29 protein-coding genes and 1 tRNA gene are annotated in these 26,484 nt (G+C 69.4%); 20 read left to right on the top strand and 10 right to left on the bottom strand.

The annotated features are described in order from the left end of the window. Nucleotides 1-4 precede the first annotated feature (4 nt). Complete coding sequence (locus M2317_RS03285; RefSeq protein ID WP_429457268.1) at nt 5-682, top strand: MazG family protein; 678 nt, start codon at nt 5-7, stop codon at nt 680-682. 3 nt (nt 683-685) lie between these two features. Here M2317_RS03285 and M2317_RS03280 read toward each other — a convergent pair whose 3' ends face one another. The 3 genes from M2317_RS03280 to M2317_RS03270 form a co-directional block, all read right to left on the bottom strand. After that, the gene (locus tag M2317_RS03280) at nt 686-1,174 is read right to left on the bottom strand and encodes a DUF2087 domain-containing protein (protein WP_429457266.1); all 489 of its coding nucleotides are present in this window, start codon (nt 1,172-1,174) and stop codon (nt 686-688) included. Nucleotides 1,175-1,209: 35 nt separating this feature from the next. Continuing rightward, a complete protein-coding gene (locus M2317_RS03275; RefSeq protein WP_429457265.1) occupies nt 1,210-1,491 on the bottom strand; it encodes a type II toxin-antitoxin system PemK/MazF family toxin in 282 nt (93 codons plus the stop codon). A 148-nt stretch (nt 1,492-1,639) separates the two neighbouring features. Further along, complete coding sequence (locus tag M2317_RS03270; protein ID WP_429457263.1) at nt 1,640-2,860, bottom strand: multidrug effflux MFS transporter; 1,221 nt, start codon at nt 2,858-2,860, stop codon at nt 1,640-1,642. A gap of 58 nt (nt 2,861-2,918) precedes the next feature. Between M2317_RS03270 and M2317_RS03265 the strand changes: the two genes are divergently transcribed. From M2317_RS03265 to M2317_RS03255, 3 genes are all read left to right on the top strand, one after another. Beyond that, nucleotides 2,919-3,362, top strand: a complete 444-nt coding sequence (locus M2317_RS03265; protein ID WP_429457261.1) for a MarR family winged helix-turn-helix transcriptional regulator — start codon at nt 2,919-2,921, stop codon at nt 3,360-3,362. Between the two features lie 62 nt (nt 3,363-3,424). After that, complete coding sequence (locus tag M2317_RS03260) at nt 3,425-4,699, top strand: histidine--tRNA ligase (protein ID WP_429457655.1); 1,275 nt, start codon at nt 3,425-3,427, stop codon at nt 4,697-4,699. Nucleotides 4,700-4,767: 68 nt separating this feature from the next. Then, nucleotides 4,768-5,547 carry an SGNH/GDSL hydrolase family protein gene (locus M2317_RS03255; RefSeq protein WP_429457259.1) on the top strand — a complete coding sequence of 260 codons (780 nt, stop codon included), beginning with the start codon at nt 4,768-4,770 and terminating at the stop codon, nt 5,545-5,547. On the opposite strand, the gene M2317_RS03250 is transcribed toward M2317_RS03255, so the two are convergent. Next, nucleotides 5,522-6,031: a VOC family protein gene (locus M2317_RS03250; protein WP_429457257.1), complete on the bottom strand. Its 510-nt coding sequence runs from the start codon at nt 6,029-6,031 to the stop codon at nt 5,522-5,524. The two genes, M2317_RS03255 and M2317_RS03250, sit on opposite strands and share 26 nt — an antisense overlap. Nucleotides 6,032-6,114: 83 nt before the next feature. Between M2317_RS03250 and M2317_RS03245 the strand changes: the two genes are divergently transcribed. Further along, nucleotides 6,115-7,038, top strand: a complete 924-nt coding sequence (locus tag M2317_RS03245; RefSeq protein WP_429457255.1) for a helix-turn-helix domain-containing protein — start codon at nt 6,115-6,117, stop codon at nt 7,036-7,038. On the opposite strand, the gene M2317_RS03240 is transcribed toward M2317_RS03245, so the two are convergent. Beyond that, nucleotides 6,964-8,133, bottom strand: coding sequence for an APC family permease (locus M2317_RS03240; RefSeq protein ID WP_429457653.1), 1,170 nt, complete (start codon nt 8,131-8,133; stop codon nt 6,964-6,966). The two genes, M2317_RS03245 and M2317_RS03240, sit on opposite strands and share 75 nt — an antisense overlap. A gap of 80 nt (nt 8,134-8,213) precedes the next feature. Then, nucleotides 8,214-8,693: a PaaI family thioesterase gene (locus tag M2317_RS03235; protein WP_429457253.1), complete on the bottom strand. Its 480-nt coding sequence runs from the start codon at nt 8,691-8,693 to the stop codon at nt 8,214-8,216. 99 nt (nt 8,694-8,792) lie between these two features. Here M2317_RS03235 and M2317_RS03230 point away from each other — a divergent pair, with 99 nt between their 5' ends. Genes M2317_RS03230 through M2317_RS03220 form a run of 3 tightly spaced genes read left to right on the top strand, consistent with a single transcriptional unit; the run spans nt 8,793 to nt 11,175 of the window. Continuing rightward, nucleotides 8,793-9,170 (top strand): GntR family transcriptional regulator, encoded by a 378-nt coding sequence (locus M2317_RS03230; RefSeq protein WP_429457251.1) that lies wholly within the window; start codon nt 8,793-8,795, stop codon nt 9,168-9,170. After that, nucleotides 9,167-10,210 carry a DUF1648 domain-containing protein gene (locus M2317_RS03225; RefSeq protein ID WP_429457249.1) on the top strand — a complete coding sequence of 348 codons (1,044 nt, stop codon included), beginning with the start codon at nt 9,167-9,169 and terminating at the stop codon, nt 10,208-10,210. Before M2317_RS03230 ends, M2317_RS03225 begins: the two co-directional genes overlap by 4 nt. Further along, entirely contained in the window at nt 10,207-11,175 is a 969-nt protein-coding gene (locus tag M2317_RS03220; RefSeq protein ID WP_429457248.1) for a CPBP family intramembrane glutamic endopeptidase, read from the top strand. The genes M2317_RS03225 and M2317_RS03220 overlap by 4 nt, the downstream gene beginning before the upstream one ends. A 10-nt stretch (nt 11,176-11,185) precedes the next feature. Here the strand turns inward: M2317_RS03220 and M2317_RS03215 are convergent, their stop codons facing one another. Continuing rightward, on the bottom strand, nt 11,186-12,166 hold the full coding sequence (locus tag M2317_RS03215; RefSeq protein ID WP_429457246.1) for a GlxA family transcriptional regulator: 981 nt from the start codon (nt 12,164-12,166) through the stop codon (nt 11,186-11,188). A 120-nt stretch (nt 12,167-12,286) separates the two neighbouring features. On the opposite strand from M2317_RS03215, the gene M2317_RS03210 reads away from it, so the two are divergent. The 7 genes from M2317_RS03210 to M2317_RS03180 all read left to right on the top strand — a co-directional run bounded on the left by M2317_RS03210 (nt 12,287) and on the right by M2317_RS03180 (nt 18,868). After that, the gene (locus M2317_RS03210; RefSeq protein ID WP_429457245.1) at nt 12,287-12,877 is read left to right on the top strand and encodes an isochorismatase family protein; all 591 of its coding nucleotides are present in this window, start codon (nt 12,287-12,289) and stop codon (nt 12,875-12,877) included. Nucleotides 12,878-12,925: 48 nt separating this feature from the next. Beyond that, nucleotides 12,926-13,594 carry an O-methyltransferase gene (locus M2317_RS03205; protein WP_429457243.1) on the top strand — a complete coding sequence of 223 codons (669 nt, stop codon included), beginning with the start codon at nt 12,926-12,928 and terminating at the stop codon, nt 13,592-13,594. 92 nt (nt 13,595-13,686) lie between these two features. Beyond that, nucleotides 13,687-14,967, top strand: a complete 1,281-nt coding sequence (eno, locus tag M2317_RS03200) for a phosphopyruvate hydratase (RefSeq protein ID WP_429457241.1) — start codon at nt 13,687-13,689, stop codon at nt 14,965-14,967. Nucleotides 14,968-15,005: 38 nt separating this feature from the next. After that, the gene (locus tag M2317_RS03195; RefSeq protein WP_429457240.1) at nt 15,006-15,476 is read left to right on the top strand and encodes an FtsB family cell division protein; all 471 of its coding nucleotides are present in this window, start codon (nt 15,006-15,008) and stop codon (nt 15,474-15,476) included. Nucleotides 15,477-15,513: 37 nt separating this feature from the next. After that, nucleotides 15,514-16,035 carry a DUF501 domain-containing protein gene (locus M2317_RS03190; RefSeq protein WP_429457238.1) on the top strand — a complete coding sequence of 174 codons (522 nt, stop codon included), beginning with the start codon at nt 15,514-15,516 and terminating at the stop codon, nt 16,033-16,035. A gap of 11 nt (nt 16,036-16,046) precedes the next feature. After that, on the top strand, nt 16,047-17,351 hold the full coding sequence (locus M2317_RS03185; protein ID WP_429457236.1) for a S8 family peptidase: 1,305 nt from the start codon (nt 16,047-16,049) through the stop codon (nt 17,349-17,351). 35 nt (nt 17,352-17,386) lie between these two features. Next, nucleotides 17,387-18,868, top strand: coding sequence for an NAD(P)/FAD-dependent oxidoreductase (locus M2317_RS03180; RefSeq protein WP_429457234.1), 1,482 nt, complete (start codon nt 17,387-17,389; stop codon nt 18,866-18,868). Between the two features lie 74 nt (nt 18,869-18,942). Here M2317_RS03180 and M2317_RS03175 read toward each other — a convergent pair. Next, nucleotides 18,943-19,016, bottom strand: a tRNA-Leu gene (locus tag M2317_RS03175). 52 nt (nt 19,017-19,068) lie between these two features. Between M2317_RS03175 and M2317_RS03170 the strand changes: the two genes are divergently transcribed. The 3 genes from M2317_RS03170 to M2317_RS03160 all read left to right on the top strand — a co-directional run bounded on the left by M2317_RS03170 (nt 19,069) and on the right by M2317_RS03160 (nt 22,249). Then, nucleotides 19,069-20,301, top strand: coding sequence for an alanine racemase (locus tag M2317_RS03170; protein ID WP_429457232.1), 1,233 nt, complete (start codon nt 19,069-19,071; stop codon nt 20,299-20,301). Continuing rightward, nucleotides 20,298-21,611, top strand: coding sequence for a D-arabinono-1,4-lactone oxidase (locus tag M2317_RS03165; protein ID WP_429457230.1), 1,314 nt, complete (start codon nt 20,298-20,300; stop codon nt 21,609-21,611). The genes M2317_RS03170 and M2317_RS03165 overlap by 4 nt, the downstream gene beginning before the upstream one ends. Nucleotides 21,612-21,679: 68 nt before the next feature. Then, nucleotides 21,680-22,249: a LemA family protein gene (locus M2317_RS03160; RefSeq protein ID WP_429457229.1), complete on the top strand. Its 570-nt coding sequence runs from the start codon at nt 21,680-21,682 to the stop codon at nt 22,247-22,249. On the opposite strand, the gene M2317_RS03155 is transcribed toward M2317_RS03160, so the two are convergent. Then, a complete protein-coding gene (locus M2317_RS03155) occupies nt 22,246-23,508 on the bottom strand; it encodes a winged helix-turn-helix domain-containing protein (protein ID WP_429457226.1) in 1,263 nt (420 codons plus the stop codon). The genes M2317_RS03160 and M2317_RS03155 overlap by 4 nt on opposite strands. Nucleotides 23,509-23,559: 51 nt before the next feature. Between M2317_RS03155 and M2317_RS03150 the strand changes: the two genes are divergently transcribed. Both M2317_RS03150 and ilvA read left to right on the top strand, forming a co-directional pair. Next, nucleotides 23,560-24,753, top strand: a complete 1,194-nt coding sequence (locus tag M2317_RS03150; protein ID WP_429457224.1) for an AI-2E family transporter — start codon at nt 23,560-23,562, stop codon at nt 24,751-24,753. Continuing rightward, a complete protein-coding gene (gene ilvA / locus M2317_RS03145; RefSeq protein WP_429457222.1) occupies nt 24,750-25,979 on the top strand; it encodes a threonine ammonia-lyase in 1,230 nt (409 codons plus the stop codon). Before M2317_RS03150 ends, ilvA begins: the two co-directional genes overlap by 4 nt. An 11-nt stretch (nt 25,980-25,990) precedes the next feature. On the opposite strand, the gene greA is transcribed toward ilvA, so the two are convergent. Continuing rightward, entirely contained in the window at nt 25,991-26,479 is a 489-nt protein-coding gene (gene greA / locus M2317_RS03140; protein WP_429457221.1) for a transcription elongation factor GreA, read from the bottom strand. Between the last annotated feature and the right edge of the window lie 5 nt (nt 26,480-26,484).

The following is a 26,484-nucleotide window of genomic DNA, read 5'->3' as shown; positions in this document are numbered from 1 at the left end:
TGCGATGAGCGACGCGCTGCGGGACGCGGCCGAGACGATGCGGGCCGTGCGCGAGCGCTGCGTGTGGTCGCAGCAGATCACCCACCGGGACCTCGTCCCGTATCTCATCGAGGAATCGCACGAGGTGATCGACGCGGTCGAGGTCGGCGATCGTGCGGAACTGCGTGAGGAGCTCGGCGACCTGCTCTGGCAGGTGCTGTTCCACTCCGCGATCGCGGCTCAGGACCCGGACGATCCGTTCGACATCGACGACGTCGCGCGCACGCTGACGGAGAAGATGGTGCGCCGGCATCCTCACGTGTTCGCTAACGCGGTCGCCACGACGCCGGAGGAGGTGCTCGTGCACTGGAACGCGGCCAAGGCGGCGGAGAAGCACGAGCGCACCAGCGTGCTGGACGGCGTTCCGAGCGGGATGCCGTCGCTGGCCAGGGCCCAGAAGGTGCTGGGGCGGGCGGCGTCGGTTCTCGCCGAGCCCGCCGGCCCCCGTTCGTTGAGCGAGCGGAGCGAGTCGAAGCGCGGTTCTGCTGAAGAGCCTGCACTCCCGGCATCCGAAGCCGAACTCGGCGATGCCCTGCTCGCCTTGGTCTCGCAGGCGCGCGCCAACGGCTGGGATGCCGAACGAGCGCTCCGCGAACGCATCCGCGTCCTGGAGAACGAGGTCCGCGTTGCCGAGTCCGCCTGAGGTCTACGCCATCAGCCGGTAGTTCGTCCCGGCCGGGTCGCGGTCGAGCACCTGGTAATCGACCAGCATCCGGCGCAGCAGCGCAACATCCGCGGTGAGCAGCGACAGGCGATCGTTGATCTCGGCCTCGGTCAGCGTCTCGTGTGCCTGGATCGCGCGCGGTGCGATGAACGTCAGGAACTCCACGCGCTCGTGGTGCTGCGACGGATATCGAGCAATTCGTCCGTCCGACGTGAGAAAGCGCTCGGGTCCGGACTTCGGTCGCGGGCGCGCTCCGGACTGGAGCAGCCGACGCAGGTGGGCTTCGTCGATCGTCCAGCCGTCGCCCACCGTGCAGATGAGGCCCGCGGCGTCGAGCTGCGTGAGCGCCCGACGCTGTGCGGCGGTCGGGTGTTCCAGTGACTCGCCCAGCACGACTCTCGCGAACGCGTCGCGCGCCGTCTGGTTCGCGAGTGCGGCCAGAATGGGTCGGGCGGAATCTTCGACGGGCATGGCCTCAGCCTAGGAAAGAACCTCACACCGTGCCGCTACAGGTCGAGGAACTTGCGCAGCCAGTGGCGGATCCGTTCGAGCACGTCATCGTCGGCCTGTCCGAGATGGCCGTGCAGCTGAGAGCGCGCCACTGCCCTGACCTGCCCGCGATCCGTCGAGGTGACCGGAACGATGATCGCCATGGATTCGACGACGTCGAGGTAGCGAGCGCCCGCGACGACCACCGCCGGACGACGGCCGCTCTGCTCATGACCGACCGTCGCGTCGGGGCATATCCAGAGGACAGTTCCTGGCGTGAGGTCAGGCGTCGGCTGCACGGTCCCACCACGCCGTCTCATCGCGGTAGGACGCCAGTGGCGTCGCCGTGCCGAATCCCAGACGGTTCGCGAGTGTCGCGGCGCGTCGCAGCCAGGACACGCCGTCACGACGCGGAACTATCCGGGATCCGGCACGGCGGATGCCGGGTCAGCCGCGCCGGGACGACAGGAACGCGCCCACCGCGATGACCGTCGCGACCGTCATGACGATCGCGAGGGGCATGGCGTCGTTCTCGCCGCCGATGCTCACCAGAGGGGACACCGCAGCGGCCAGGCCGAACTGCAGGGCGCCCAGCACGGCGGACGCGCTTCCGGCGGCGCCGGGGACCGCGCCGAGCGCAAGGGCCGTCGCGTTGCCGAACACGAATCCGAGTGACGCGACGATGACGAACACGGCGACGGCCAGCATCCAGACAGGCGAGCCGGCCATGACCAGTGCCAGGAACGCGGCCACGCCGACGCCCAGAGCGACGAGTCCGATCGCGATCAGGCGACGCGGCGCGACGCGTTCGACGAGCTTCGCCGAGACGGCGCTCGTGACCATGAGCGCCAGCGCGTTGGCGCCGAACAGCAATCCGTACTGCAGCTCGTTCAGCCCCATCATGCTCTGGTACAGGAACGGCGACGCGGAGATGTAGCCCATCATCACGGTGAAGGCGAAGGCGAACGTCAGGGTGTACCCGATGTACTCGCGAGACAGCAGCGCGCGCAGCGGGGATCCGGTCGCGCGCTTCAGGACGGCGAGTTCAGCGCGGCGTTCGCGGGGGAGCGTCTCGCGGATGCCGGTTGCCACGGCGACGAGCACGACGACCGCGATGCCGAGCACCACGGCCAGGACACCGCGCCAACCGAGCGGCTCGGCGATGGCTCCGCCGACCAGCGGCGCGACGACGGGTGCGACGCCTCCGACGATCATCATCAAGCTCATGGCGCGCGCGGCGGCCGGACCCACCGCGAGGTCCGAGATCACGGCGCGTCCGAGCACCATGCCGGCGGCCCCCGAGAGGCCCTGCAGCACGCGCGCGGCGATCAGCACCTCGAGTGTGGGCGCGAACACGGTCGCGGCGCTGGCGGCGACGAACACGATCGCACCGATGAGCAGCAGCGGGCGGCGTCCGAAACGGTCGGAGAGCGGTCCGAACACCAGCTGCCCGACCGCGATGCCGACGAGGAACGCGGTGAGGGTCAGCTGCACGCCGGTGGCATCCGTGCCGAGGTCGGCCGCGATCGCCGGGAAGGCTGGCAGGTACAGGTCGGTCGCGAACGGCGCGACCGCCGAGAGCAGGGCGAGGATGCCGAGCAGCCCCGTGGTCAGAGCGGCACGGGTGGTCGGGATGGAGTCGGTGGAGGGATCGCGGAGAGTCGTCACGAGTAGTTATAGTAATATAACTAGAATCATATGTCGAATCCGGATCTACGATGGAGGAATGGTGGCGAGACGGGCGGCTCTGGCGGATCTGGCCGACGGCGTGCTCGCTCTCGGTCGCGAGATCGAGTTCCGGCATCGCTACGACGACGTGATCCCGCTCACCCTCAACGAGCGGCTCGCCCTGCGCGTGATCGACCGCGCGGGCGGGATCGCCCCCAGTGAGCTGGCCGATCGACTGGGCCTGCAACGGTCGAACCTGTCGACGGCACTACGAGGGCTCGAGACCAAGGGTCTGGTCACACGTGAGCACGACGGCGGCGACGGTCGGGCCGTCGTCGTCCGATCGACGCCGTTGGCTGCGGAGAATCTTCGGCGTCTGCGGGACGGATGGGCGGACGCGATCGCAGCCGTCGCCCCTCGGGACGCGGATCTGGACGCCGTGGCACGACTGCTCAACGACATGACCGCCGCGCTGATCGAACAGCGCAGAGTCGACGACTGACGCACGCCGTCTCGCAGACCTGGAAGAATCGTCGGGTGGCTACCGTGAACCCGCCGCGCGGCATGCGCGACATCCTCCCCGCCGACAAGGCCCGCCGTGAGCGCGTCCTCTCCGTCATCCGAGACCGCTACCGCGCGCACGGCTTCGACGAGATCGAGACGCCCGTCGTCGAGGAGTACGACCGGCTGCATGCCGGAATCGGCGGCGACAACGAGAAGCTCTCGTACAACATCCTGCGCCGCGGACTGGATGCCGACGGCATCCGCGCGGCGGCGGACGACCCTGCCGCGCTGTCGGATCTCGGGCTGCGCTACGACCTGACAGTGCCGTTGGCCCGGTTCTACGCCTCGAACCGGGCGCAGCTGCCCACGGTCTTCCGCTCGATCCAGATCGGATCGGTATGGCGAGCGGAACGTCCGCAGAAGGGTCGCTACCGCCAGTTCGTGCAGTGCGACATCGACATCATGGGCGACGACTCATCGCGCGCCGAGGCCGAACTGCTCGTGGCTTCGCTGGATGCCGTTTCGGCTCTCGGCCTCTCGGATGCGAGCATCCGCATCAACGACCGACGCGCTCTGGACTGGATGCTGGATGCGTTCGGCTTCGCCGCCGAGGAGCGCCCTGGTGTGCTGATCACGATCGACAAGCTCGACAAGATCGGTCCGGACGGGATCGTCGCCGAACTGCGGGAGCGCGAGGCCACGGCCTCCGCTGTCGATGCGTTCGAGGCCTTCCTGCGGCGTCCCCAGACGCGCGAGTACATCCCCTATGGCGAGCGGCAGATCCGCAAGGGGCTGCCAGAAGGAGCGCCGGACGAGATCGTCCAGCACCTGGTCGGCATCGGCGGGGCCGTCGCGGCCGGGGCCGCGGCGGGATCGGCCGCCGAGGGGGCGGAGATCCCGCTGGTGTTCGACCCGTTCCTCGTCCGCGGCATGGGCTACTACACGGGCACGATCTTCGAGCTCGCGCACCCGTCGGTGCCATACTCGCTGGGCGGCGGCGGACGCTACGACGGCATGATCGGGCGCTTCCTCGGCCAGCAGGTTTCGGCTGTCGGGTTCTCGCTCGGCTTCGAGCGTCTGGTGGACCTCGTCGAGGTCGCGGAGGACGCGGATGCCGCGGCCATCGTCCTCGTGCACGACGACCATGTTCCGGTGTCCGAGCTCGCGGCGCACAAGTCGGCGCTCATCGCCGCCGGGTCGAGGGTTCGGCTCGAACGCCGCACGAAGAACCTGAAGGCGCTGCTGGAGCGCTCGTCCGCCGACGGTTACACGGGCTTCGCCATCGTGGCGACCGGGGCGGCCGCCGGGTCGCTCGAGGTCAAGCCGCTCAGCTGACCGTTCCCGCTCTTTGCGGGACGCCCGGCCGTAACCCGCGGTTCACTTCTTCGGGCTTGACTGCTTCCGTGACACGCCTGCGCTTCGCGACGATCCTGGCGTCCGTCGTGGTCGGATGCGCTCTCGGCATCCGGATCCTCCTGGCCAGGCAAGCGGCCATCGCCCGGCGCCGGATCGGCAAGCCGCTGGGCGAGCAGTCGATCGATGCGGACCGGGTGTGGCGGAGCTCGCTCCCGGGCGATGCGGTCGAGCTCGTCGTGCTCGGTGACTCTCTGGCAGCCGGTCTCGGTGCCGAACATCGCAAGCAGACCCTGGGCGGACGCATCGCGAAGGCCGTGGCGTGGGAGCTGCAGCAACCGGTTCGGCTGCACACGGCTGCGGTGGTCGGCTCGGAGTCGTCCGCGCTCGAGCATCAGCTCGACAGCCTTCCCTCCGAGTATCGAGCCGACGTCGCCGTGATCGTCGTGGGCGGCAACGACGTGACGCATCTGGTTCCGGCGTCGACGGCATCCGCCCAGCTCGAGCGCGCCATCCTCCGGCTTCAGGATGCCGGGACGCCGGTCGTGGTCGGCACCTGTCCTGACCTCGGGACGCTGCGGCCCGTGCCGCAGCCGTTGCGCGCCCTGCTGTCGAGGATGTCGCGTCGCCTTGCTGCGGAGCAGACCCGCGTCGCGTGGCGGACGGGCGCCGTTCCCGTCGATCTGCGGCATCTCGTCGGGCCGACGTTCCACGCCGAACCCGACGAGATGTTCAGCCTCGACCGGTTCCACCCCTCGGCGACGGGCTATCGTCGGACGGCCGAGGCTCTGCTGCCCGCGGTCGTCACGGCGCTGCGGTCTCGGCGGTGAAGCTCGCCGCCCACTCCTCGACGCGTCGAGCGCTCTCGGCGGGGGAGAGGTCCTCAACACGCGACATGATCGACCAGCGCACGCCGAACGGGTCGCGGATCGACGCGAACCGGTCCCCGGACACGAAGTCGGCGGGCGCCTCGCGGACGACGGCGCCGGCTGCGGTGGCCGCCTCGACGATCGCATCGACGTCGGTGACGTAGAGCCCGAGCGAGTAGCAGTCGTCCTCGCCGGCAGGCGGCGGAACGAGGTGGTAGTCGGGCGTCGGCTCGCCGATCTGCAGCAGACCGAGTCCGAAGTCGAGGTCCGCGTGGACGACGACGCCGCCCATCTCCGTGACGTCGATCACGGTCGCGCCGAATACGTCGCGGTAGAACGCGATCGCGTCTCCGGCACGGGGGATGGCGAGGAAGGGGGTGAGGGAGGTCGCGTTGTTCGGGCGACCGTTCGTGGTGTGTGCTCCAGTGAGTCCTGTGTTCGTCATGTCTTCGACGCTACGGATGCCGGCGGTGCCGACGCTTGGAGATTCGCGACACGATGTCGGCGTCGGGCCCTATGGTGTCGAGAGTGATCGATGCGCGCCGCGGAGTGCTGTATCCGGCACGGATGCCGGAGTTCCACCGTCTTGCGCCCCCGGCGGCTGCCGCGGACTTCGTCGAGTGGTTCTGGATCCCGGAATGGAACATCGAACCGGGGCGGACGTCGCGCCAGCACGTCGTCGCCTACCCTGCTCTCAATCTCGTCGTCGACGCCGGTGGCGTCGAACTCGTCGGCCCCACCACTCGTGCGTCTCACCGCGACCTCACCGGTCGGGGTTGGGCCATCGGAGCCCTGCTGAAACCGGCGGCGGTTGCGGCACTCATCGATGAGCCGAGCGCGCTGCGGGACGGATCTCGCACGTTCGATGCTCCTGATCTGCATCGCGACGTCGTCCAGGAGATGGGGGAGGGCGGGCGCGCACGCGCGACCGCCGTGTTCGCCGACTGGCTCGTCGATCGCGTCGGCACGCCGAGTCCGGGAGCGCTCGACGCGAACGCGATGGCGGCGATGCTGATGTCGGATGCGGCGATCCTCCGCGATGAGGATGCCGCCGAAAGGCTGTCCGTGTCGGTGCGCACGATGCAGCGACTGGCCCACAGGTACGTCGGGTTGTCACCCGCGGCGATGATCCGGCGCCGTCGACTGCAAGAGGCGGCGCAGCGCGTGCGCGAGCATCCGGATATCGACCTCGCGACGCTCGCAGCCGAGCTCGGATATGCCGATCACGCGCACCTGACCAACGATTTCCGTGCCGTGCTCGGTTTCACGCCGTCGTCCTACCGTTCGGCGTCCAGGGACGATCCTCCTCATCGAGGAGCAGCGTCCCGCACGGACCACGCTCGCGCTGGCGATCGAGGGCGAGCACTGCCGCTCGCGCTAGTGAGCGAGGCGGCGCAGCCGCAGCATCCGATACCCGATTCCGGCGAGCACGACGATGGTGCCGATCAGTGACGCGACCACTGGCAGGGTGCTCAGGAGCAGAAGGCATCCGGCGACCCCGAGCGCCTGCAACCACCGCGGGTAGCGCCGCACATCCGCGGATTGTCGGAACGCCGCAGCGTTCGCGATCAGGTAGTACAGCAGCACTCCGAAGGAGGAGAAGCCGATCGATCCGCGCAGATCCGCGATCAGCACGATCGCGATCACGATGGCCGCGACGGCGATCTCCGCCCGCTGCGGCACCTGCCGGCGCTCGTCGACGACGGCCAGCCCGCGGGGGAGGTCGGCTTCGCGCGCCATGGCGAGGGTCGTGCGCCCGATGCCGGTCTGCAGTGCGAGCAGGGCGCCGAGGGATGCCGCGGACGCCGCCACGCGAACGACCGGCTCCGCCCATTCCCACCCGACGGCTCGGACGACGTCGGCGAGCGGCGCGGCGCTCGCCACGGCATCCGCACCCAGCACGAACAGCACCGTGAGCCCGACCGCGACGTAGACGACCACGGCGCCGCCGAGCGCGAGCACGATCGCGCGCGGGATCGTGCGCTCCGGGTCGATCACCTCCTCGCCCATCGTGGCGATGCGGGCATAGCCGGCGAAGGCGAAGAAGAGCAGCCCGGCACCCTGGAGCACGCCGTACGCCGTGGCGTCGGCGAGGGGCGCAGGCGCGTGCGGTGCGCCGCCGACACCAGCGGCCACGACGGCCGCGAGGCCGAGCAGCGACAGCACCACGAGTGCGCGGGTGGCCAGCGCGGTGCGGGTCACGCCGAAGCAGTTCACGGTGGCGAGGGCTGCGACGGCCGCAACGGCGACGGGGCGCTCCCAGCCGGCCGGCGCCGCGTACGACGCGAAGGTCAACGCCATCGCCGCGCAGCTGGCGATCTTGCCGATGACGAAGCACCATCCGGCGATGAAGCCCGTCCACGGGCCGATCTCGGCACGCGCGTAGGCGTACGTCCCGCCCGCGACCGGATGAACCGCGGCGAGCTGCGCCGAGCTGGTCGCATTGCAGTACGCGACCACGGCCGCGACCGCGAGGGCGATGAGGATGCCGGAACCGGCCGCTCCCAGTGCCGGCGCCCACACGGCGAACACGCCCGCCCCGATCATCGATCCGAGCCCGATCGCGGTGGCGTCGGCGAGGGTCAGGCGTCGGGCGAGAGGCACAGCATCATCGTGCCACCCTGCGGTTAACGATCCGTGCCGCGCGCCGTCGTGACGCGCTTCTTCTCGCGGATGTAGACCTCGCGGCGCACCTTGGCGACGATGTCTCCTTCGCGGTCCGTGATGACCGTCTCGAACCACTCCAGCACCTTGGCTCCGCCGTGCGCCCGCGCGCGGATCTCCTCGGCGCGCTCCTTCGAGACGTGGAACTCCGCGGTGAGGACACCGCGCCCCGGCTTGAGGAATTCGATCTCGCCGCGGGTGTCCCACACGACGTAGTCCCGGCCGAGCTGGTGCATCACGAGCATGAAGAAGTACGGATCCGTCATCGCCGACATCGAGCCGCCGAACGCCGTCTTGACGTAGTTGCGCGTGATGAGATTCACGTGCAGTTCGACCGTGGCGTGCGTCCAGTCATCGCTGAATCGTCGGATGCGGATGCCGCTGAAGAGGTTCGGCGCCCACAGGCTCATTCCGATCGCGAGGCGGCGGGGAGTGACCTTCATGTCGATCAGTGTGGCCGACGTCGTGCGCACGGACAAAGTGACTGGACGCTTGCTACAACTGTTCTAGTTCAAGTAGAATTAGTAGAAAATCGGAGGCTCATGCTGATCAGGATCGACGCGAACAGTTCGCGACCGCTCTTCGAGCAGGTCGCCGCTTCTGTGCGCTCCGACATCCTGACGGGATCCGTGGTCCCCGGCGACCGGCTGCCGTCGGCGCGCGAGGTGTCGGAGACGCTCGACATCAACCTGCACACGGTCCTGCATGCGTACCAGCAGCTGCGCGAAGAAGGTCTGGTCGACCTGCGACGCGGCCGAGGAGCGGTCGTCGCGGCCTCGGCGGCGCCGTTGGCAGAACTCGCCAAGGACGTCGCCGATCTGGTCGCCAGAGCCGGCGCACTCGGCGTCTCGACCGAGACGCTCGCCGCGATCGTGACGTCCGCCGTCTCCGACCGCCCTCGAATGGAGAAGCGCCCATGACCGAGCACGACATCACCCGCACGCCACCGGCACAGCTGCGTCGCGCGCGGATCCGGTTCCTGATCGTGTCGATCATCGTGCCGCTCGTCCTCGTCGCGATCGGTCTGGTCGTGCTGTGGTCATGGATGCCGCAGCTCCCGGATCCCGTCGTGACGCACTGGGGCGAGTCCGGACCCGATGGATTCGGTCCACCGGCTGCCTACGTCTGGATCCTGCTGGGCGTCGGCCTCGTGCTGCCGGCGTTCATGGCGGTCGTCACGCTGGCGGGTGTGGGAGCGCACTGGGGTGCGACCGCGCGGTTCATGGGGGCGATGGCTGCCGGGATGTCGGCCTTCGCGCTGGTGCTGACACTCGGTTCCGTCGGTCCCCAGCGCGGGCTGTCGGATGCCTCGGCGGTCGGCGACGTGTGGTGGGTCGTCGCGCTCGGGTTCGCGGTCCTCGTGGTCGCGGGTGCGGCCGCGTGGTTCGCGCAGCCCGCCGTCACGGCCGCGCCGGAGCGCGCGCTCGAGCCGACTCATCGGGTCGACGTCGCAGAGGGCGAACGCGTCGTCTGGGTGGGAACGACGACGATGCCGCGTACGCCGTTGATCGTCATGGGCGCAGCGCTCGTCCTGGTCACCGCTCTCACCTTCGCCCTTGCGCTCAGCGGTGGGTCAGCCGCGTGGATCAGCGCCGGGATCATGCTGATCATCCTGGTCGCGCTTCCGGCAACGGCTGCCTTCCGGGTGCGCATCACCCCCGAGGGTTTCGCTGCGAGATCGCTGCTCGGCGTGCCGCGCACGAACATTCCGCTCGCCGAGATCGAGTCCGCGCGGGCTGTGGAGATCTCGCCGTTCGGCGAGTTCGGCGGATGGGGCTGGCGCATCTCCCTGGACGGGCGCACCGGCATCGTCATGCACCAGGGCCCGGCGATCGAGATCGTGCGCCCAGGCAAGCGCACGTTCGTCGTCACGATCGACGGTGCGGAACAGGCCGCCGCACTGCTGCAGGCATACGTGGATGCCGCGGCATCCCGTCGTACGACAGGAGACGCATCATGAGCGCAGGGCAGGACAGCACGCGGAACCGGATCCCGCTGACCGCGACGATCGCGTTCGTCGTGCTGGCCTGCGGTCTGGCCTGGCTCGTCGCCCTGCCGCTCTGGCTGGGCGACGGCCTGAACCATCCGCTCGCGGGCGTGCTCATCTCCGTGATGATGTTCACGCCGGCGCTCGCCGCCGTGCTCGTGATCCTGGTGCTCCGGCCGGTGCCGAAGGGGGAGCGGCTGCGCTTCCTCGGCATCTGGCCGTTGCGTCCGGCGAAGCGCGTCATCTGGCTGAGCGTGATCGGGTTGTTCGGTCCGATCGTCGTGATCGCCCTGTCGATCGTCGTCGCGGCGGCGATCGGATGGGTGCAGCTCGACCTCGGCGAGTTCTCCGGATTCAGCGAGACGCTCGAGGCCTCCCTCCCTGATGGGGTCCCGGTGCCGCCTGCCGGGCTGGTGATCGCGTCTCAGCTGATCGCGATCCCGTTCGCGGCGGCGACGATCAACGCTGTGATGGCGTTCGGCGAGGAGCTCGGGTGGCGCGGTTTCCTGGTGCCGGCGCTGCGCCAGTACGGCACGTGGCCCGCTCTGCTCATCAGCGGGGCGATCTGGGGGCTGTGGCACGCGCCGGTGATCCTGCTCGGATACAACTTCGGCCGCACCGACGTCACCGGCGTGCTGTTCATGGTCGGCGGGTGCGTGGCGTGGGGTGTCCTCCTCGGCTGGCTGCGCCTGAGGTCGGCATCCGTGTGGCCGGCCGTCTTCGCGCACGGCGCGATGAACGCCGCCGGCGCCCTGGTGGGTCTGGTGTACGCCGCCGGGACGAGCTTCGACATGGCGCTGGCAGGTCCTCTCGGCGTCGCCGGATGGATCGCGTGCGCCCTTGTGATCGTCGCGCTCCTCCTGACCGGCCAGTTCCGGAATCAGCCGGAGCTGGATGGCGCACCGGGGCGTCTGCTCTCGCCTCGGCGAGAGCAGTAGACCGGCATCCTCATCGGGTGCGGAATCTGCTCCGGTACTCGGCGGGCGTGGTGTTCAGGCGTCGGCGGAAGGCCCTGTTGAGCGTGTCGACCGTGCCGAACCCGTTCGTCTGCGCCACGCGCTCGAGCGTGTCGTCGCCGGCTTCGAGATGATTGCGGGCGGCTTCGACGCGAGCGGATTCGACGTAGGCGGCCGGGGTCGTGCCCAGCTCCGCCGCGAAGATGCGGGTGAGCTGCCGGTCGCTGAGATGCAGGTGCTCGGCCAGGTGCGGCACTGTGAGCGGCTCCGACAGGTGGGTCGTGATGTAGTGACGCACATCGTCCACGCGGCGACTCGTCGACACGTGCTGCAGCGGCACGCTGAACTGACTCTGACCGCCCGGCCGCTTGAGGTACATGACCAGCTGGCGTGCCACGCGCAGAGCGAGCTCCTGCCCGAAATCGTCGGCGACGAGCGCCAGTGACAGGTCGAGACACGCGGTCAGACCGGCTCCCGTCCATACGTCGCCATCGCGGATGAAGATCGGATCCGCGTCGACCATCACGTCGGGATGCTCGGCTGCGAGCTGGGCGGACGTCGTCCAGTGCGTGGTGGCGCGCTTGCCTGCCAGCAGCCCGGCATCGGCCAGGACGTGCGCTCCGACGCACACCGAGGCCACGCGGCGGGTGTTCGCTGCGAGCCGGCGGACCCAATCGACGACCGCCGGGTCGGTGACCGCCCGCACATCGCGCTGGGGCCCGAGCGACACGGCACCGGGCACGATGAGTGTGTCGATGCTGCGATCCGCGACGGAGGCGAACGTCACATCGGGCAGAATCCGCACACCGGCGGACGTCGTGATGGCATCCAGGCTCTCCGCCGCCAGCGCGACCCGGTAGCCGCTCGGCTCGTCCATTTCGCGCTGCACGAGCTCGAAGACCTCCGCAGGTCCCGTGACGTCGAGCAGATCGACCTGATCGAAGAGGGCAACGAGGACCAGGCGTTCGATCATGTCTGTCTCCGTTCCCGTGATGTCGGTTTCTGCAGGTTACACGTCGTTGACGACATTAGCAGCGGTCCGTAGCGTGGATTCTGCCGCCGAACCCGTGGTGGCGCATTCGGAAGGAACCTCATGCCCGCGACCACACTGCGCGACCTCAACGGCCTCGACCAGACACCCGCGTCGCTCGCCGACGCGACCCTGCTGCTGGTCGACTACCAGAACACCTACACGCGCGGCGTGATGGAACTCGACGGCTGGGAGCCCGCGTTGGATGCGGCCGCCGACCTCCTCGCACGGGCACGCGCCGCCGGCACGACGATCATCCACATCCAGCACGACGGCGGAGAGGGCTCGGCATACGACATCCGCGATGAGATCGGCGAGATCCATCCGAAGGTCGCCCCCATCGAGGGCGAGCAGGTCGTGATCAAGACTGCTCCGAACTCGTTCGTCGGCACCGATCTCGGCGAGCGCGTGGACGCCGCAGGCAACACGAACGTGATCGTCATCGGCTTCATGACGCACATGTGCGTCACCTTCACCGCGGAGGGCGCATTCCTCCGCGGCAACGCGCCGACCGTCGTCGCGGAGGCCTGTGCGACTCGTCCGCTGCAGACCACGGTCGCCGGCGTCTCGGCGGAGCAGCTGCATCACAGCGCGCTCGCGACGATCGGCGACATCTACGGCGTCGTCGTTCCGACGGCGGCTGATCTGGCGTGATCGGCCGGATGCCTTGACGTCGGAGGCGCCGCCGAGTTGGCTGAGGGCATGGCCGAATCGAACCCCCAGAACTGGCGCATCGCCGACGCCTACCTCGCCGATCTGCTCGTGGGTCCCGACCCGACGCTGGATGCCGCGCTCGCCGCTCAGCGCGCCGCCGGGCTCCCCGACATCGAGGTGGCGCCGGTCAGCGGCAAGCTGCTGAACCTGCTCGTCCGCCTCAGCGGAGCGCGTCGCGTCCTCGAGATCGGGACGCTCGGCGGCTACTCGACGATCTGGCTCGCGCGCGGAGTCGGTCCGGAAGGCAGCGTGGTCACGGTCGAGGCGGAGTCCGCGAACGCCGCGGTGGCACGTCGGAATCTGGATGCCGCCGGAGTGGGGGATCGGGTCGAGATCCGCGTCGGTCGCGGCGCCGAGGTGCTGCCGAGTCTGGACGGCACGGAGCCGTTCGATCTCGTCTTCATCGACGCCGACAAGGAATCCAACACGATCTACCTCGACTGGGCCGCCCGGCTCGGCCGGAAGGGCACCGTCATCGTCGTGGACAACATCGGCCGCGAGGGCGAGATCGCGAATGACGACACCGCGGATCCGCGCGTCATCGGCACCCGGGACGGGCTGCGGATGCTGGGGGAGGACCCCCGTTTCGATGCGACCGCGCTGCAGACCGTCGGCCTCAAGGGCTGGGACGGCGTGGCCATCGCCGTCGTGGTCTGAAACGGCTTCGGCGCCCGAGACGCCGCGGGCTAGACTGGCGGCGGATCGACGACGCTCCACCACAACCTTTTCTCTGAGCAAGGAGCACATTCGTGGCATTGATCGAGGCTGTAGGCGCACGCGAGATTCTCGACTCGCGGGGCAACCCGACCGTCGAGGTGGAGGTGCTCCTCGATGACGGCATCGTGCAGCGCGCTGCCGTCCCCTCCGGCGCATCCACCGGTGCGTTCGAAGCATACGAACTCCGCGATGGCGACAAGAGCCGCTACGGCGGGAAGGGCGTGCTGAAGGCCGTCGAGGCAGTCCTCGACGAGCTCGGCCCGGCCATCGAAGGCGTCGAGGCGAGCGAGCAGCGCATCGTCGACGAGATCCTCATCGAGACCGACGGCACCGAGAACAAGAAGCGCGTGGGCGCCAACGCCATCCTCGGCGTCAGCCTGGCCGTCGCCAAGGCCGCGGCCGACAGCGCCGACCTCCCGCTGTTCCGCTACCTCGGCGGACCGAACGCGCACGTCCTGCCCGTTCCGCTGTTCAACGTCATCAACGGCGGCGAGCACGCCGACAACGGCATCGACATGCAGGAGTTCTTCCTCGCACCGATCGGCGCCGAGACCTACTCCGAGGCGCTCCGCTGGGGCGTCGAGACCTACCATGTGCTGCGCAGCGAGCTCAAGGCAGCCGGGTACGCGACCGGCCTGGGAGACGAGGGCGGCTTCGCCCCCGACCTGCCCAGCAACCGCGAGGGCCTGGACTTCCTGGTCAAGGCGATCGAGAAGGCCGGTTTCACGCCGGGCACCGAGATCGCCCTCGGCCTGGACGTCGCCGCGACCGAGTTCTTCAAGGACGGCGTGTACCGCCTGGACAACAAGGACTGGGATGCCGCGGCGCTGACCGAGTACTACGTGGGCCTGGTCAACGACTTCCCGATCGTCACGATCGAGGACGCGCTCGCCGAGGACGACTGGGACAACTGGAAGCACCTCACCGAGGCTCTCGGCTCCAAGGTGCAGCTGGTCGGCGACGACCTGTTCGTCACCAACCCGGAGCGTCTCGCCGACGGCATCCAGCGCGGCGTCGCGAACTCGCTGCTGGTCAAGGTCAACCAGATCGGCACGCTCACCGAGACGTTCGACGCGGTGAGCCTGGCTCAGCGCTCCGGCTACACGGCGATGCTCTCGCACCGTTCGGGCGAGACCGAGGACACCACGATCGCCGACCTCGTCGTCGCGACCAATTCCGGGCAGATCAAGGCCGGCGCTCCTGCTCGCAGCGAGCGCGTCGCGAAGTACAATCAGCTTCTGCGCATCGAAGAGGAACTCGGCGACGCCGCGGTCTTCGCCGGACGCTCCGCGTTCCCGCGTTTCACCGCGTGAGCCTGCGCACCGACTGATCAACGAGCGAAGGGGAGGCCATGTCCAGACGAGCGGCCTCCCCTTCGTCGTCCCCGCGCACGGTGGACGTGCGCGAATGGGCATCCGGGATCCGGCTGTCCGCATTCTCGGTGATCATGCTCTCGCTCGTCGTCCTGGGAGCGTGGGTTCTCATGCCCACCCTTGGCACGTACATCGAACAGCGTCAGCAGATCGCCGCCCTCGAGCAGGCCGTTCAGCTCTCCAAGGAGGAGATCGCCGACCTCGAGCTCGAACAGCAGCGCTGGGAGGATCCCGCGTACATCACGACCCAGGCGCGCGAGCGGCTCTACTACGTCAAGCCTGGTGAAGTCGTCTATCTCATCGACAACGATCTGGACGCTTCCGCTCTGCCCAAGGAGCAGAAGCCGGTCAGCGCCGAACTCGAGGAGAGCGCTTCGGACTGGATGCCGCAGCTGCTGCGCACGATCGCCGCGGCTGGTCTCGCGCAGACGGCGGCCGAGGGCGAGTAGAGCCTTCGTTCAGGCGCACCTCCCGTACGCTGGTGAGGTGACGACACCGCCTTTCGCCCTGCCCACTCCTGCGGAGATCGACGTGCTGTCGGCTCAGCTCGGACGCCCCGTTCGCGGGGTCGTCGGCATCGCCGCACGATGCGTCTGCGGCAATCCCACGGTCGTCGCCACGTCGCCTCGGCTGCCAGACGGCTCGCCGTTCCCGACGTTCTACTATCTGACGCATCCGGCCGCCACGGCAGCCATGTCGACGCTGGAGGCCACGCAGGTGATGCCGGAACTGGCCGCCCTGCTCGATGAGGACGAGGCCATCGCGGATGCCTATCACGCAGCGCACGCCGCGTATCTCCAGGACCGGGCGCAGTTCGGCGAGGTCGCCGAGATCGACGGCATCTCCGCCGGCGGAATGCCGACGCGCGTGAAGTGTCTGCATGCCCTCGCCGGGCACGCGCTGGCAGCCGGCCCTGGCGTCAACCCGATCGGCGACGCCGCGCTGGCGCGCTCGAGCTGGTCTCCCGAGCGGTGCCAGTGCGAGCAGCCGGGGGCTGCGATCGCATGAGACGTCGCAGGATGCCCAGCAGCATCGCCGCGCTCGCGGTGATCGCGGCATCCGTCCTGCTCACTGGCGCAGCAACGCCGCCGGCCGAGACTCCGACACCGACCCCCTCGCCGACCGTCGAGAAGCCGATCGACCCGATCCGAGCCGCCGAGTACTGGCTCGACGGCGCACGCGTTCATGACGCCTGGAAGACCACACGCGGCGAAGGGGTGAAGATCGCGGTGATCGACACGGGCATCGCGCAGGGGCCTCCCGCCTTCCGCGACGCCGTCTCCGGCGGTACCGATGTCTCGGGAACCGGCACGGAGGACGGACGCACTCCGGTCGGAACGATCGACATCAATCACGGCTCGTGGGTCGCGTCGCTGGCCGCCGCGCGCCCGGAGGCCGATGGCACGGGCATGATCGGGGTCGCACCGGAGGCCGAACTGCTGTCGATCTCCGTCAATTTCGGTGCCTCGGCCGCCGTGCCGTTCACGGAGCAGATCGCGAACGCGATGCGTTGGGCGGTCGACCACGGTGCCGATGTCATCAACCTCTCCTTCACGACGAACACGTTGGATTGGGACGGCAGCTGGGACGACGCGTTCCTCTACGCGTTCGAGCACGACGTCGTCGTCGTCGTGGCGGCAGGCAACCGGGGCAGCGGCACGTCGATCGTCGGCGCCCCGGCCACGATCCCCGGCGTCCTCACCGTCGGCGGCGTCAACCAGCACGGCGAAGCGAGCGTCGAGGCATCGACGCAGGGCATCACCATCGGCATCTCCGCCCCGAGCGAGGGACTTCTCGGGATCTCGGCCGACGGCCGGATGGCCGAGTGGGACGGCACCAGCGGCGCGGCGCCGATCGTGGCCGGTGTCGCCGCCCTGGTCAGGGCCGCTCATCCGGATCTCAGCGCGGGCAACGTCATCAACCGGATCCTGAAGACCGCCATCCCCGTGGAGGGCGTCGACCGGGTCCCCGATCCGCTGTACGGATACGGTCTCATCGACGCGAACGCCGCGGTGACCGCTCCGGTCGCGTCGGTCGACGCCGACCCTGCGGCTGATCTCGAGGAATGGATCAGGGTGTTCCGGCGGGCCGAGACCGTTCCGCAGCCGACGCCGACGATCGGACCCGTCGCCGTGGACCCGCTGCCGGCCGCCGACCCGCCCAGCGAGGCCGGTTCTCCGCTTCTTCCCAGTGCCCAGACTCTGCTGTACGGTACCCTGCCGCTGATCATGTTCACGGTCCCTGGTATCCTGGTTGCGCTAGGCGTCACCGCAGCTGCCCGGCGTATCCGATCGGCGCGCGCGCAGCGCACGCCTGCCCCCTGACAAGGAGTTCCCCCTCTGTGGTTGAGAACAGCACTGTGCCCAAGATTCTGATCGTCGGCGGTGGCTACGCGGGTTTCTACACGGCGTGGAAGCTCGAGAAGCACCTTCGCAAGGGCGAGGCCGAGGTCACCATGGTCGACCCGCTGCCCTACATGACGTACCTTCCGTTCCTGCCCGAAGTGGCGGCCGGCTCGATCGAGCCGCGTCACGCGGTGGTGTCGACGCGTCGGCACCTGAAGCGCACGAACGTCGTCGCAGCCAAGGTGACCCAGATCGATCACGCGAACAAGGTCGCGACGATCACGCCAGCGGACGGCGACTCGTACGAGTTCGCCTACGATCAGATCGTCGTGACGGCCGGTTCCGTTTCCCGCACGTTCCCGATCCCCGGCATCGCGGACAACGCGATCGGCATGAAGTCGATCGAAGAGGCCGTCTGGGTGCGCGACAAGCTCCTGTCGAACTTCGATCGTGCGGCGGCTCTCCCGGCAGGGCCCGAGCGCGAGCGACTGCTCACGGTCGTCGTCGTCGGTGGTGGCTTCGCCGGCATCGAGACGTTCGCGGAACTGCGTTCGTTCGCGTCCGCGCTTCTCAAGCGCTACCCGCAGCTCACGTTCGACGAGACGCACTTCCACCTCATCGAGGCCATGGGGCGCATCATGCCCGAGGTCTCGCTGCCCACCAGCGAATGGGTGCTGAAGGACCTCGCCAAGCGCGGCGCCAACGTGCACCTGGACACCCAGGTCACCGGCGCCGTCGACGGCAACGTCGAGCTCTCCACCGGACAGGTCATCCCCACCGACATCATCGTGTGGACCGCCGGCGTCATGGCCAACCCGCAGGTCGTTCGCGCGGGTGACCTTCCCGTCGAGGAGCGCGGTCGCATCCGTGCCCAGGCGGACCTGCGCGTGGTGGATGCCGACGGCAACGTCGTCGAGGGTGCCTGGACCGCCGGTGACGTCTCGGCCGTTCCCGACCTCACCGGTGGCGGCGTCGGCGGGTTCTGCGTGCCGAACGCCCAGCACGCCGTCCGTCAGGCCAAGCGCCTCGCCAAGAACCTCGTCGCGACGCTGCGCGGCGAAGCTCCGGTGGACTACATCCACAAGAACCTCGGTGCGGTCGCCGGCCTCGGCCTCGGCACCGGAGTCTTCCAGTCCGGCAAGCTTGCGCTCAAGGGCTTCGTCGCCTGGGTCGCGCACCGCGGGTACCACGGTCTTGCGATGCCGACGTGGGAGCGCAAGTGGCGCGTGCTGTGGGGCTGGTGGCACAACCTGTGGCTCGACCGCGACATCGTGAACCTCGAGAAGGTGCAGCAGCCGCGCGCGTTCTTCGAGGAGTTCGCGTCGCGTCCGCGTCCCGCTGCAGACGCTGCGCCCGCCGCCGCGGCCGCTCCCGCCAAGGCGGAGAAGGCTCCGGCCAAGGCTGAGAAGGTCGCTGACGACGCCGCCGACGACAAGTCCGTCAAGAAGGCTCCGGCACGCAAGCCCGCCGCCAAGAAGGCGAATGCCGCCAAGTGATGTCACGAGGAAGGCCCCGTTCTCCGGAACGGGGCCTTCCTCGTTTCCGCCGGCGGGGCCCCGCGACATGACTGTGCCCCCGCTGGGACTCGAACCCAGACTGAGGCGAGTTTAAGTCGCCTGCCTCTGCCGATTGGGCTACGGGGGCTTTCGGTTCAGCCTAACGGCGGCCACCGGCGACGACGTCATAAGGTGGGGGAGTGCTCGATCTGATCGACGGCCCGACGACCGCCTCCCCACGCGCGTGGGAGGATCCCGCGCGCTGGTGGCCGCGCCTGAGCGAGGTCACCGCGCACCTGCCCGCACCCGTCGCGGTCATCGACGTCGATGCGCTGCGCCACAACGCCATGGATCTGCTCGTGCGCGCCGGCGGCATCCCGATCCGTGTCGCATCGAAATCGGTCCGCGTCCGCGCCGTCCTCGACGCGGTGCTGAGGATCCCAGGATACCGCGGCATCCTCGCGTTCACGCTCGACGAAGCGCTCTGGCTCGCCGAAACCCACGACGACATCGTCGTCGGCTACCCGAGCGTCGATCGGGACGCCATCGTGCGCCTCGCGCAGGACGAACTCGCGGCATCCCGCGTGACGCTCATGGTCGACGATCCCGCGCACCTGGACTTCATCGACGCGGTCGCGGCTCCGCACGCGCGTGCCGAGATCCGAGTGGCGATCGATGCGGACGCATCCTGGCGTTCCGCCGCCCTGGGCCACATCGGCGTGCGCCGGTCGCCGCTGTTCACCGCAGACGACGTCGCCCGCTTCGCTCGGACCATCGTCCAGCGCGACGGCTTCCGCCTGGTCGGGCTGCAGATGTACGAAGCCCAGATCGCCGGGCAGGGCGACGATGCCGGCCCCGACGCACCGGTGATCCGCTTCGCCCAGGCGCGCTCGCGCGAGGAGCTGCGCCACCGCCGAGCCGCGATCGCCACCGCTCTGCTCGACATCGCCCCGCTCGAGTTCCTCAACGGCGGCGGGACCGGATCGCTCGAGTTCACCGGCAGCGACGAGTCCGTCACAGAGGCGACCGCGGGCAGCGGTCTGCTGGGCGGGCACCTGTTCGACGGCTACCGCTCGTTCCAGCCGGCCCCGGCATCCGCATTCGCCTTCGACGTCGTTCGCCGGCCCACCGCCGACATCGTCACGGTCCTCGGCGGCGGATGGATCGCCTCCGGGCCGGCCGTCGCCTCGCGGCAGCCGCGACCGGTCTGGCCGTCCGGGCTGCACACGATGCCGAGGGAAGCGGCCGGAGAAGTGCAGACCCCGTTGCAGGGACGAGCGGCGGCTGCGCTGGGCATCGGCGATCGCGTCTGGTTCCGCCACGCCAAAAGTGGTGAGCCGGCCGAACGGATCGACGCGTATCACCTCGTGTCCGGCGACGCGGTGATCGACGAGCTGCGCACCTACCGCGGCGAGGGAAAGGCATTCCTGTGACACGACTCGGTGGCAGCTGGCAGAACTGGGCACGTTCGGCGTCCGTCACCCCGAGCCGTGTGGAGCGACCGCGGTCGCCCGAAGGGGTCCAGCGCGCGGTCCAGGCCGCAGTGGCGCAGGACCTCCCGATCAAGGCGGTCGGCGCCGGGCACAGCTTCACCGGCATCGCGGTCGCCCCCGGCGTGCTCCTGGACCTGGGTGACCTGCAGGGCCTGATCTCCGCGGATCCCGGCACCGGGCGCGCCACCTTCCTCGCCGGGACCCGACTGCACCGGATTCCGGCGTTGCTGGCGCCGTTCGGCCTGGCGATGGAGAACCTCGGCGACATCGACCGCCAATCGATCTCGGGCGCCATCTCCACCGGTACGCACGGCACAGGCGCTCGCTTCGGCGGTATCGCGACGCAGGTCGTCGCCGCGGTCGTGATCACCGCGGCGGGAGAATTCCTCCGGGTCAGCGAGACCGAGAACGCCGACCTCCTCCCGGCGATCGCGCTGGGACTCGGTGCCCTCGGCATCCTCGTGGAGGTCACCCTGCAGTGCGTCCCGGCCTTCGTGGTGCACGCCATCGACGAGCCCGCGCCGCTCGAGGACGTGCTGGCCACGCTCGCCGATCGCGTCGCCGCGTTCGACCACTTCGAGTTCTACTGGTTCCCGCACACGGAGGTGGCGCTCGCCAAGCGCCAGGAGCGGATGCCGGAGTCCACCCGGCGTCAGCCGCTGCCGGCGCTCGGGCGCTGGGTCGATGAGACGCTGCTGTCGAACACCGTCTATCGAGCCGTGTGCGCCGCCGGGCAGGTCGCACCGGCGATCACGCCGCGTTTCAACCGCCTCGCCGTCCAGCTCACCGGCGATCGCGAGTACACCGACCGTTCGCATGCCGTGTTCACGCAGCGCAGGGCCGTGCGCTTCCGCGAGATGGAGTACGCGCTGCCGGCCGAGAACGTCGTCCCGGCATTCCGGGCGGTGCGCGAGCTGATCGCCCGCCGCGGGTGGCGGATCGAGTTCCCGATCGAGGTGCGCTTCGCCGCGGAGGACGACCTCTGGCTGTCGACGGCGCACGGTCGCGCTACCGGCTACATCGCCGTGCACCGGTACTGGCGCGCCGATCCGACCGAGTACTTCAACGCCGTCGAAGACGTCCTCCTCCACCACGGAGGACGCCCGCACTGGGGCAAGCTGCACACGCTGGATGCCGCGCAGCTGCGCACGAGGTATCCACGGTTCGACGACTTCCTGGCCGTGCGCGACCGCTTGGACCCCGAGCGCCGGTTCGGGAACCGGCACCTGCGACGAGTGCTCGGAGACTGAGCGTCGTCCAGTCGATGCGCAGACTGCCCGACTAGGATGAAGGAAATCTGCGGAAGGGGTGGCCTCCCATGTGGGAATGGCTTGTGCCGGTACTGATCGTCGTCGGTGTCATCGTGATCGTCGGCATCTACCTATGGGCGACCTACAACTCCCTCGTGCAGCTGAATGTCCGTGTGGACGAGGCGTGGAGCGGCATCACCGTCCAGCTCAAGCGCCGGGCCGATCTCATCCCGAATCTCATCGAATCGGTCAAGGGCTACGCCTCCCACGAGAAGGCCGTGTTCGAGAACGTGACGCGCGCCCGCGCCGAGACGCTGTCGGCGTCCGGCCCCGGTGAGGCGGGGATCGCCGAGGGTCATCTGCAGCAGGCGCTCAAGAGTCTGTTCGCCGTCGCCGAGGCGTATCCGCAGCTGCAGGCCAGCCAGAACTTCCTCCAGGTGCAGCACGCGCTCGTCGACACGGAGGACAAGATCCAGGCCGCGCGCCGGTTCTACAACGGCGGCGTTCGCGAACTGAACACGAAGATCAAGGTGTTCCCGAACAACCTCTTCGCGCGCGGACTCGGATTCAGCGAGCGCGAGTTCTTCGAGGTCGCCGACGGTACGACGATCTCCGAGCCGCCCCGCGTGCAGTTCTAGGACGCGGCCTCCCGCTCGTGCTCATGCCGGTCTGAGGCGACGCCGCCGATCGCCTTCAGGGCGTCCGCCACGGCATCCGTCGCATCGCCCCAGCCGGATACCGTGATGCGCTCCAGGCCCTGCCAGGATGCCGCGCGGGCGAGCTCCTCGGCGATCGCCACGGCATCCGCCGGCCGAGCTGCCGGCTCCCACCACGCGGACTGCACGCGCAGCGCGGACGCCGCGCGATCGGCCTTGAGATCGACCCTGGCGGCGATGCGGTCGTCCACGAGCACCGGCAGAGAGTAGTAGCCGTAGCGGCGCTTGTGCGCCGGCACGTAGATCTCGATCCGGTAGTCGAGCTCGAACGCGCGAAGCGCGCGATCGCGGAACCACACGACCGGGTCGAACGGGGTCAGCAGCGCCGCCGTCTCGACACGGCGGGGGAGCACGGCATCCCGGTGCCGCCACGTCGGCAGCGGACGCCCCGCGCGCTCCCACCCGCGCACGGTGACCGGGACGAGTTCTCCGGTGTCCACGAGGTCTGTGATCGCCTGGCGGACCCCTGGGCGGTCGCGCAGCCGGTGGTAGTCGGCGAGATCCGACTCGGTCGCGACGCCTGAGGATCGTGCCGCGCGGCGCACCAGCTCGCGGAACGCGTCGTCACGAGCGATCGGGCGGGCGAGCACCTCGGCGGGGATGACCTGTTCGGCCAGCGCGTAGCTGCGCTCGAATCCCCGACGCCCGCTGATGGCGACGTCTCCGGTGCGCCAGAGGTGCTCCAGCGCCAGCTTGACATCGTCCCAGTCCCACCAGGTGCCTCGTTCGCGCGGTGCATCTTCGCGCAGGTCGGCCGGTCGCAGCGGCCCGCGTGTGCGCAGCTCGCCTTTGACCCAGGCGATCGTGCGCTGGTTGCTGTTGAGCCAGGAGTCGGGGTCGCGTTCCCAGCGCCGCCGGAAGTCCGTCATCCGGAAGTCCCACAGGCCCCAATCGGATGCCGGGATGAAGGTCGCCTCGTGCGCGAGGTATTCGACGTAGTGGGTGGTGCGCGCGTGGAAGATGCGCTCGAACAGAGCCGGGTCGTAGGGTCCGAGTCGCGAGTACAGCGGCATGTGGTGCGAACGGACGAACACGTTCACCGAGTCGATCTGCAGCACGCCCATCCGCTCCATCGCGGTGTGCACGTGACGCGCGGTGACGGTCGCCGGCCGCCGCCGGGTGAAGCCCTGTGCGCCCAGCGCCATGCGCCGGGCCTGGGTGGCGCTGAGAATCTCTGACACGTGGGTCAGCGTAGCGTCGGGGTCGGACACCGCCGCGCGTAGACTGACGGGATGACCGACGAGAAGCGCCCCCGCAAGCGGGACCTTCTGTGGGGCGGCATGCCGACGGACCGCACCGTCAGCACGGACACCGGCCGGGCCGTGCCGTTCGGTCTGCGGGTCACCGCCGCGTACGCCTGGCGCCTGCTGCTGATCGCGGCGGCCGCCGGCGTGATCATCTGGGTCGTCATCCAGTTGAAGCTGCTCGTCATCCCGCTGCTGATCGCGATCCTGATCTCGGCTCTGCTCTCACCGGCCGTCGGCTGGATGCTCAGGCACCGCGTGCCGCGATGGCTGGCCATCGTGATCGCCATGATCGGCACGCTCGCGATCGTCGCCGGCCTGCTCTGGCTCGTGATCTGGCAGGTGACGCTCCAGTGGGCGCAGGTCCGCGACAGCACGGCCGCCTCCGTCGACCGGCTGCGCCAGTACCTCATCGACGGCCCGCTGCATCTCTCGCCCGCCGAGATCCAGGCGTACATCGATCAGGCTTTCGCGTTCCTCCAGCAGCAGGTCGACCTGCTGTGGTCGGGTGCGCTCGCGATCGGCACCACGGCCGGCCACGTCGTGACCGGTGCCGTGCTCGCGCTGTTCATCCTGATCTGCCTGCTCGCCGATGGTGCGGGCATCTGGCGCTGGGCGCTCAAGATCTTCCCGCGCGGTGCTCGGCCGGCGGCTGCGGCTGCGGCGAGCAACGGCTGGAACACCGTCGTGAACTATGCCAGAACTCAGCTGCTCGTGGCCACGATCGACGCGGTCGGCATCGGCCTCGGCGCCTTTCTGCTCGGCGTTCCGCTCGCGATCCCCGTGGCCGTCCTCGTCTTCCTCGGCGCGTTCGTGCCGATCGTCGGAGCCGTGGTCACGGGCACTGTCGCGGTGTTCCTCGCCCTCGTCTACAACGGCCCGTGGATCGCCTTCTGGATGCTGGTTGTCGTTCTCGGCGTCCAGCAGATCGAGGGCCACATCCTGCAGCCCATTCTGATGGGCTCGGCCGTCAAGGTGCACCCGCTCGCCGTCGTGCTCGTCGTCGCCGGCGGCACGATGATCGCCGGCATCCCCGGGGCCCTGTTCGCAGTGCCGCTGGCCGCATTCGTCAACGTCGTCGCCGTGACTCTCAGCAGCGGGTCGTGGCGCACCGGCGATGATCCGCATGGAGACCTGATCTGGAGTACAGTGCCGCGCGAGCGGCGACGGAGGATTCAATGAGCACAGCCCCCAGCCTGGCCGAGTTCGAAGAGGCCGCGCAGGGCCTGGCGGGTGTGATCACACACACTCCGACCCTGCCCTCTCGAGCCCTGACGGACATGTTCGGCGCACCCGTCCTGCTGAAGATGGAGAACCTGCAGCGCACCGGGTCGTTCAAGATCCGCGGAGCCGCGCACCGGCTGTCGCGTCTGACGGCCGAGGAGCGCGCCCGTGGCGTCGTCGCGGCATCAGCGGGCAACCACGCCCAGGGCGTGGCGCTGGCCGCGCAGGCGCTCGGGATCCCCGCCACGATCTTCATGCCGCTCGGCGTCCCGGTGCCGAAGCTCCTCGCGACGCGCGGATACGGCGCCGAGGTCGTGCTCGAAGGCGAGACCGTCGCGACATCGCTGCGGCTGGCCGCCGAGTTCGCCGAGCGCACCGGTGCCGTGATGATCCACCCCTTCGATCATCGCGACGTCGTGATCGGGCAGGGGACGCTCGGACTCGAGCTGCTCGAGGATGCGCCCGACCTCGACACCGTGCTCGTCGGCATCGGTGGGGGAGGGCTCATCGCCGGCATCGCGTCGGCCATCAAGGCGAAGGCCGCCGAATCCGGACGCACCGTCCGGATCATCGGCGTCCAGGCCGAGAACGCGGCAGCCACCGTCGCGTCTCTCGATGCGGGCCACCGCGTGGCGATCGAGACGCGTCCCACGATCGCCGACGGCATCCTGGTCGCCGAGCCCGGCGCAGTGCCGTTCGAGATCATCCAGGATCTCGTCGACGAGGTCGTCACGGTGAGCGACGACGACATCGCCCGTGCGCTGCTGGTGCTGCTCGAGCAGGCGAAGGTCGTCGTGGAGCCGGCGGGAGCAGTCGGGGTCGCCGCGATCCTGGCGGGCAAGATCCGGGCGACCGGCACGACCATGGCCGTGCTGTCCGGCGGCAACATCGACCCCCTGCTGTTGCAGCGGGTCGTGGCGCACGGTCTCGCGGCGTCCGGACGCTACCTCACGATCCGCATCCCGCTGCCCGACCGCCCCGGTCAGCTCGCGCGCGTCTCCGAGCTCGTCTCGCAGGCCGGCGCGAACGTCATGGAAGTGCTGCACACCCGCCATGGCCAGGGACTGCAGATCAACGAGGTCGTCCTGCAGCTGAGCATCGAGACGCGCGGCGCGGAGCACACCGAGCTCACGCTCGACACGCTCCGCGGCGCCGGTTACGACCCGATCGTCGTTCCGGACTAGGCCCGAACAGGTCAACCCGCGTACGTCTCCACACCCGTGATCTCGACCGAGATCGCGCGGCCGTTGGGAGCCTCGTAGCTGGTCTTCTCGCCGACCTTGAGGCCGAGGATGGCCTGGCCGAGCGGGCTGGCCTCGCTGTAGACGTCGAGGTCGCTGCCGACCGCGATCTCGCGGCTGCCGAGGAGGAAGACCTCTTCGCCGCCGGCGACGAGAGCGGTGACGACGGTTCCCGGTTCGACGATGCCGCGGCTGGCCGGAGCCTCGCCGACCTTCGCCGTCTTCAGCAGCTGCTCGAGCGTGCGGATGCGCGCCTCCTGCTTGCCCTGCTCGTCCTTGGCGGCGTGGTAGCCGCCGTTCTCCTTGAGGTCGCCCTCTTCGCGTGCGGCTTCGATGCGCTTCGCGATCTCTTCGCGACCGACCGTGGAGAGGTGCTCGAGCTCGGCGACGAGTCGATCGTAGGCTTCCTGCGTGAGGAACGGGACCTGAGCGTCTGTGGACACAGCGT

This window comes from Microbacterium sp. ZKA21 (genome assembly GCF_050434165.1).
Lineage (GTDB): Bacteria > Actinomycetota > Actinomycetes > Actinomycetales > Microbacteriaceae > Microbacterium.
The sequence above is the reverse complement of the archived record's forward strand: the minus strand, read 5'-3'. Positions and strand labels throughout refer to the sequence as shown.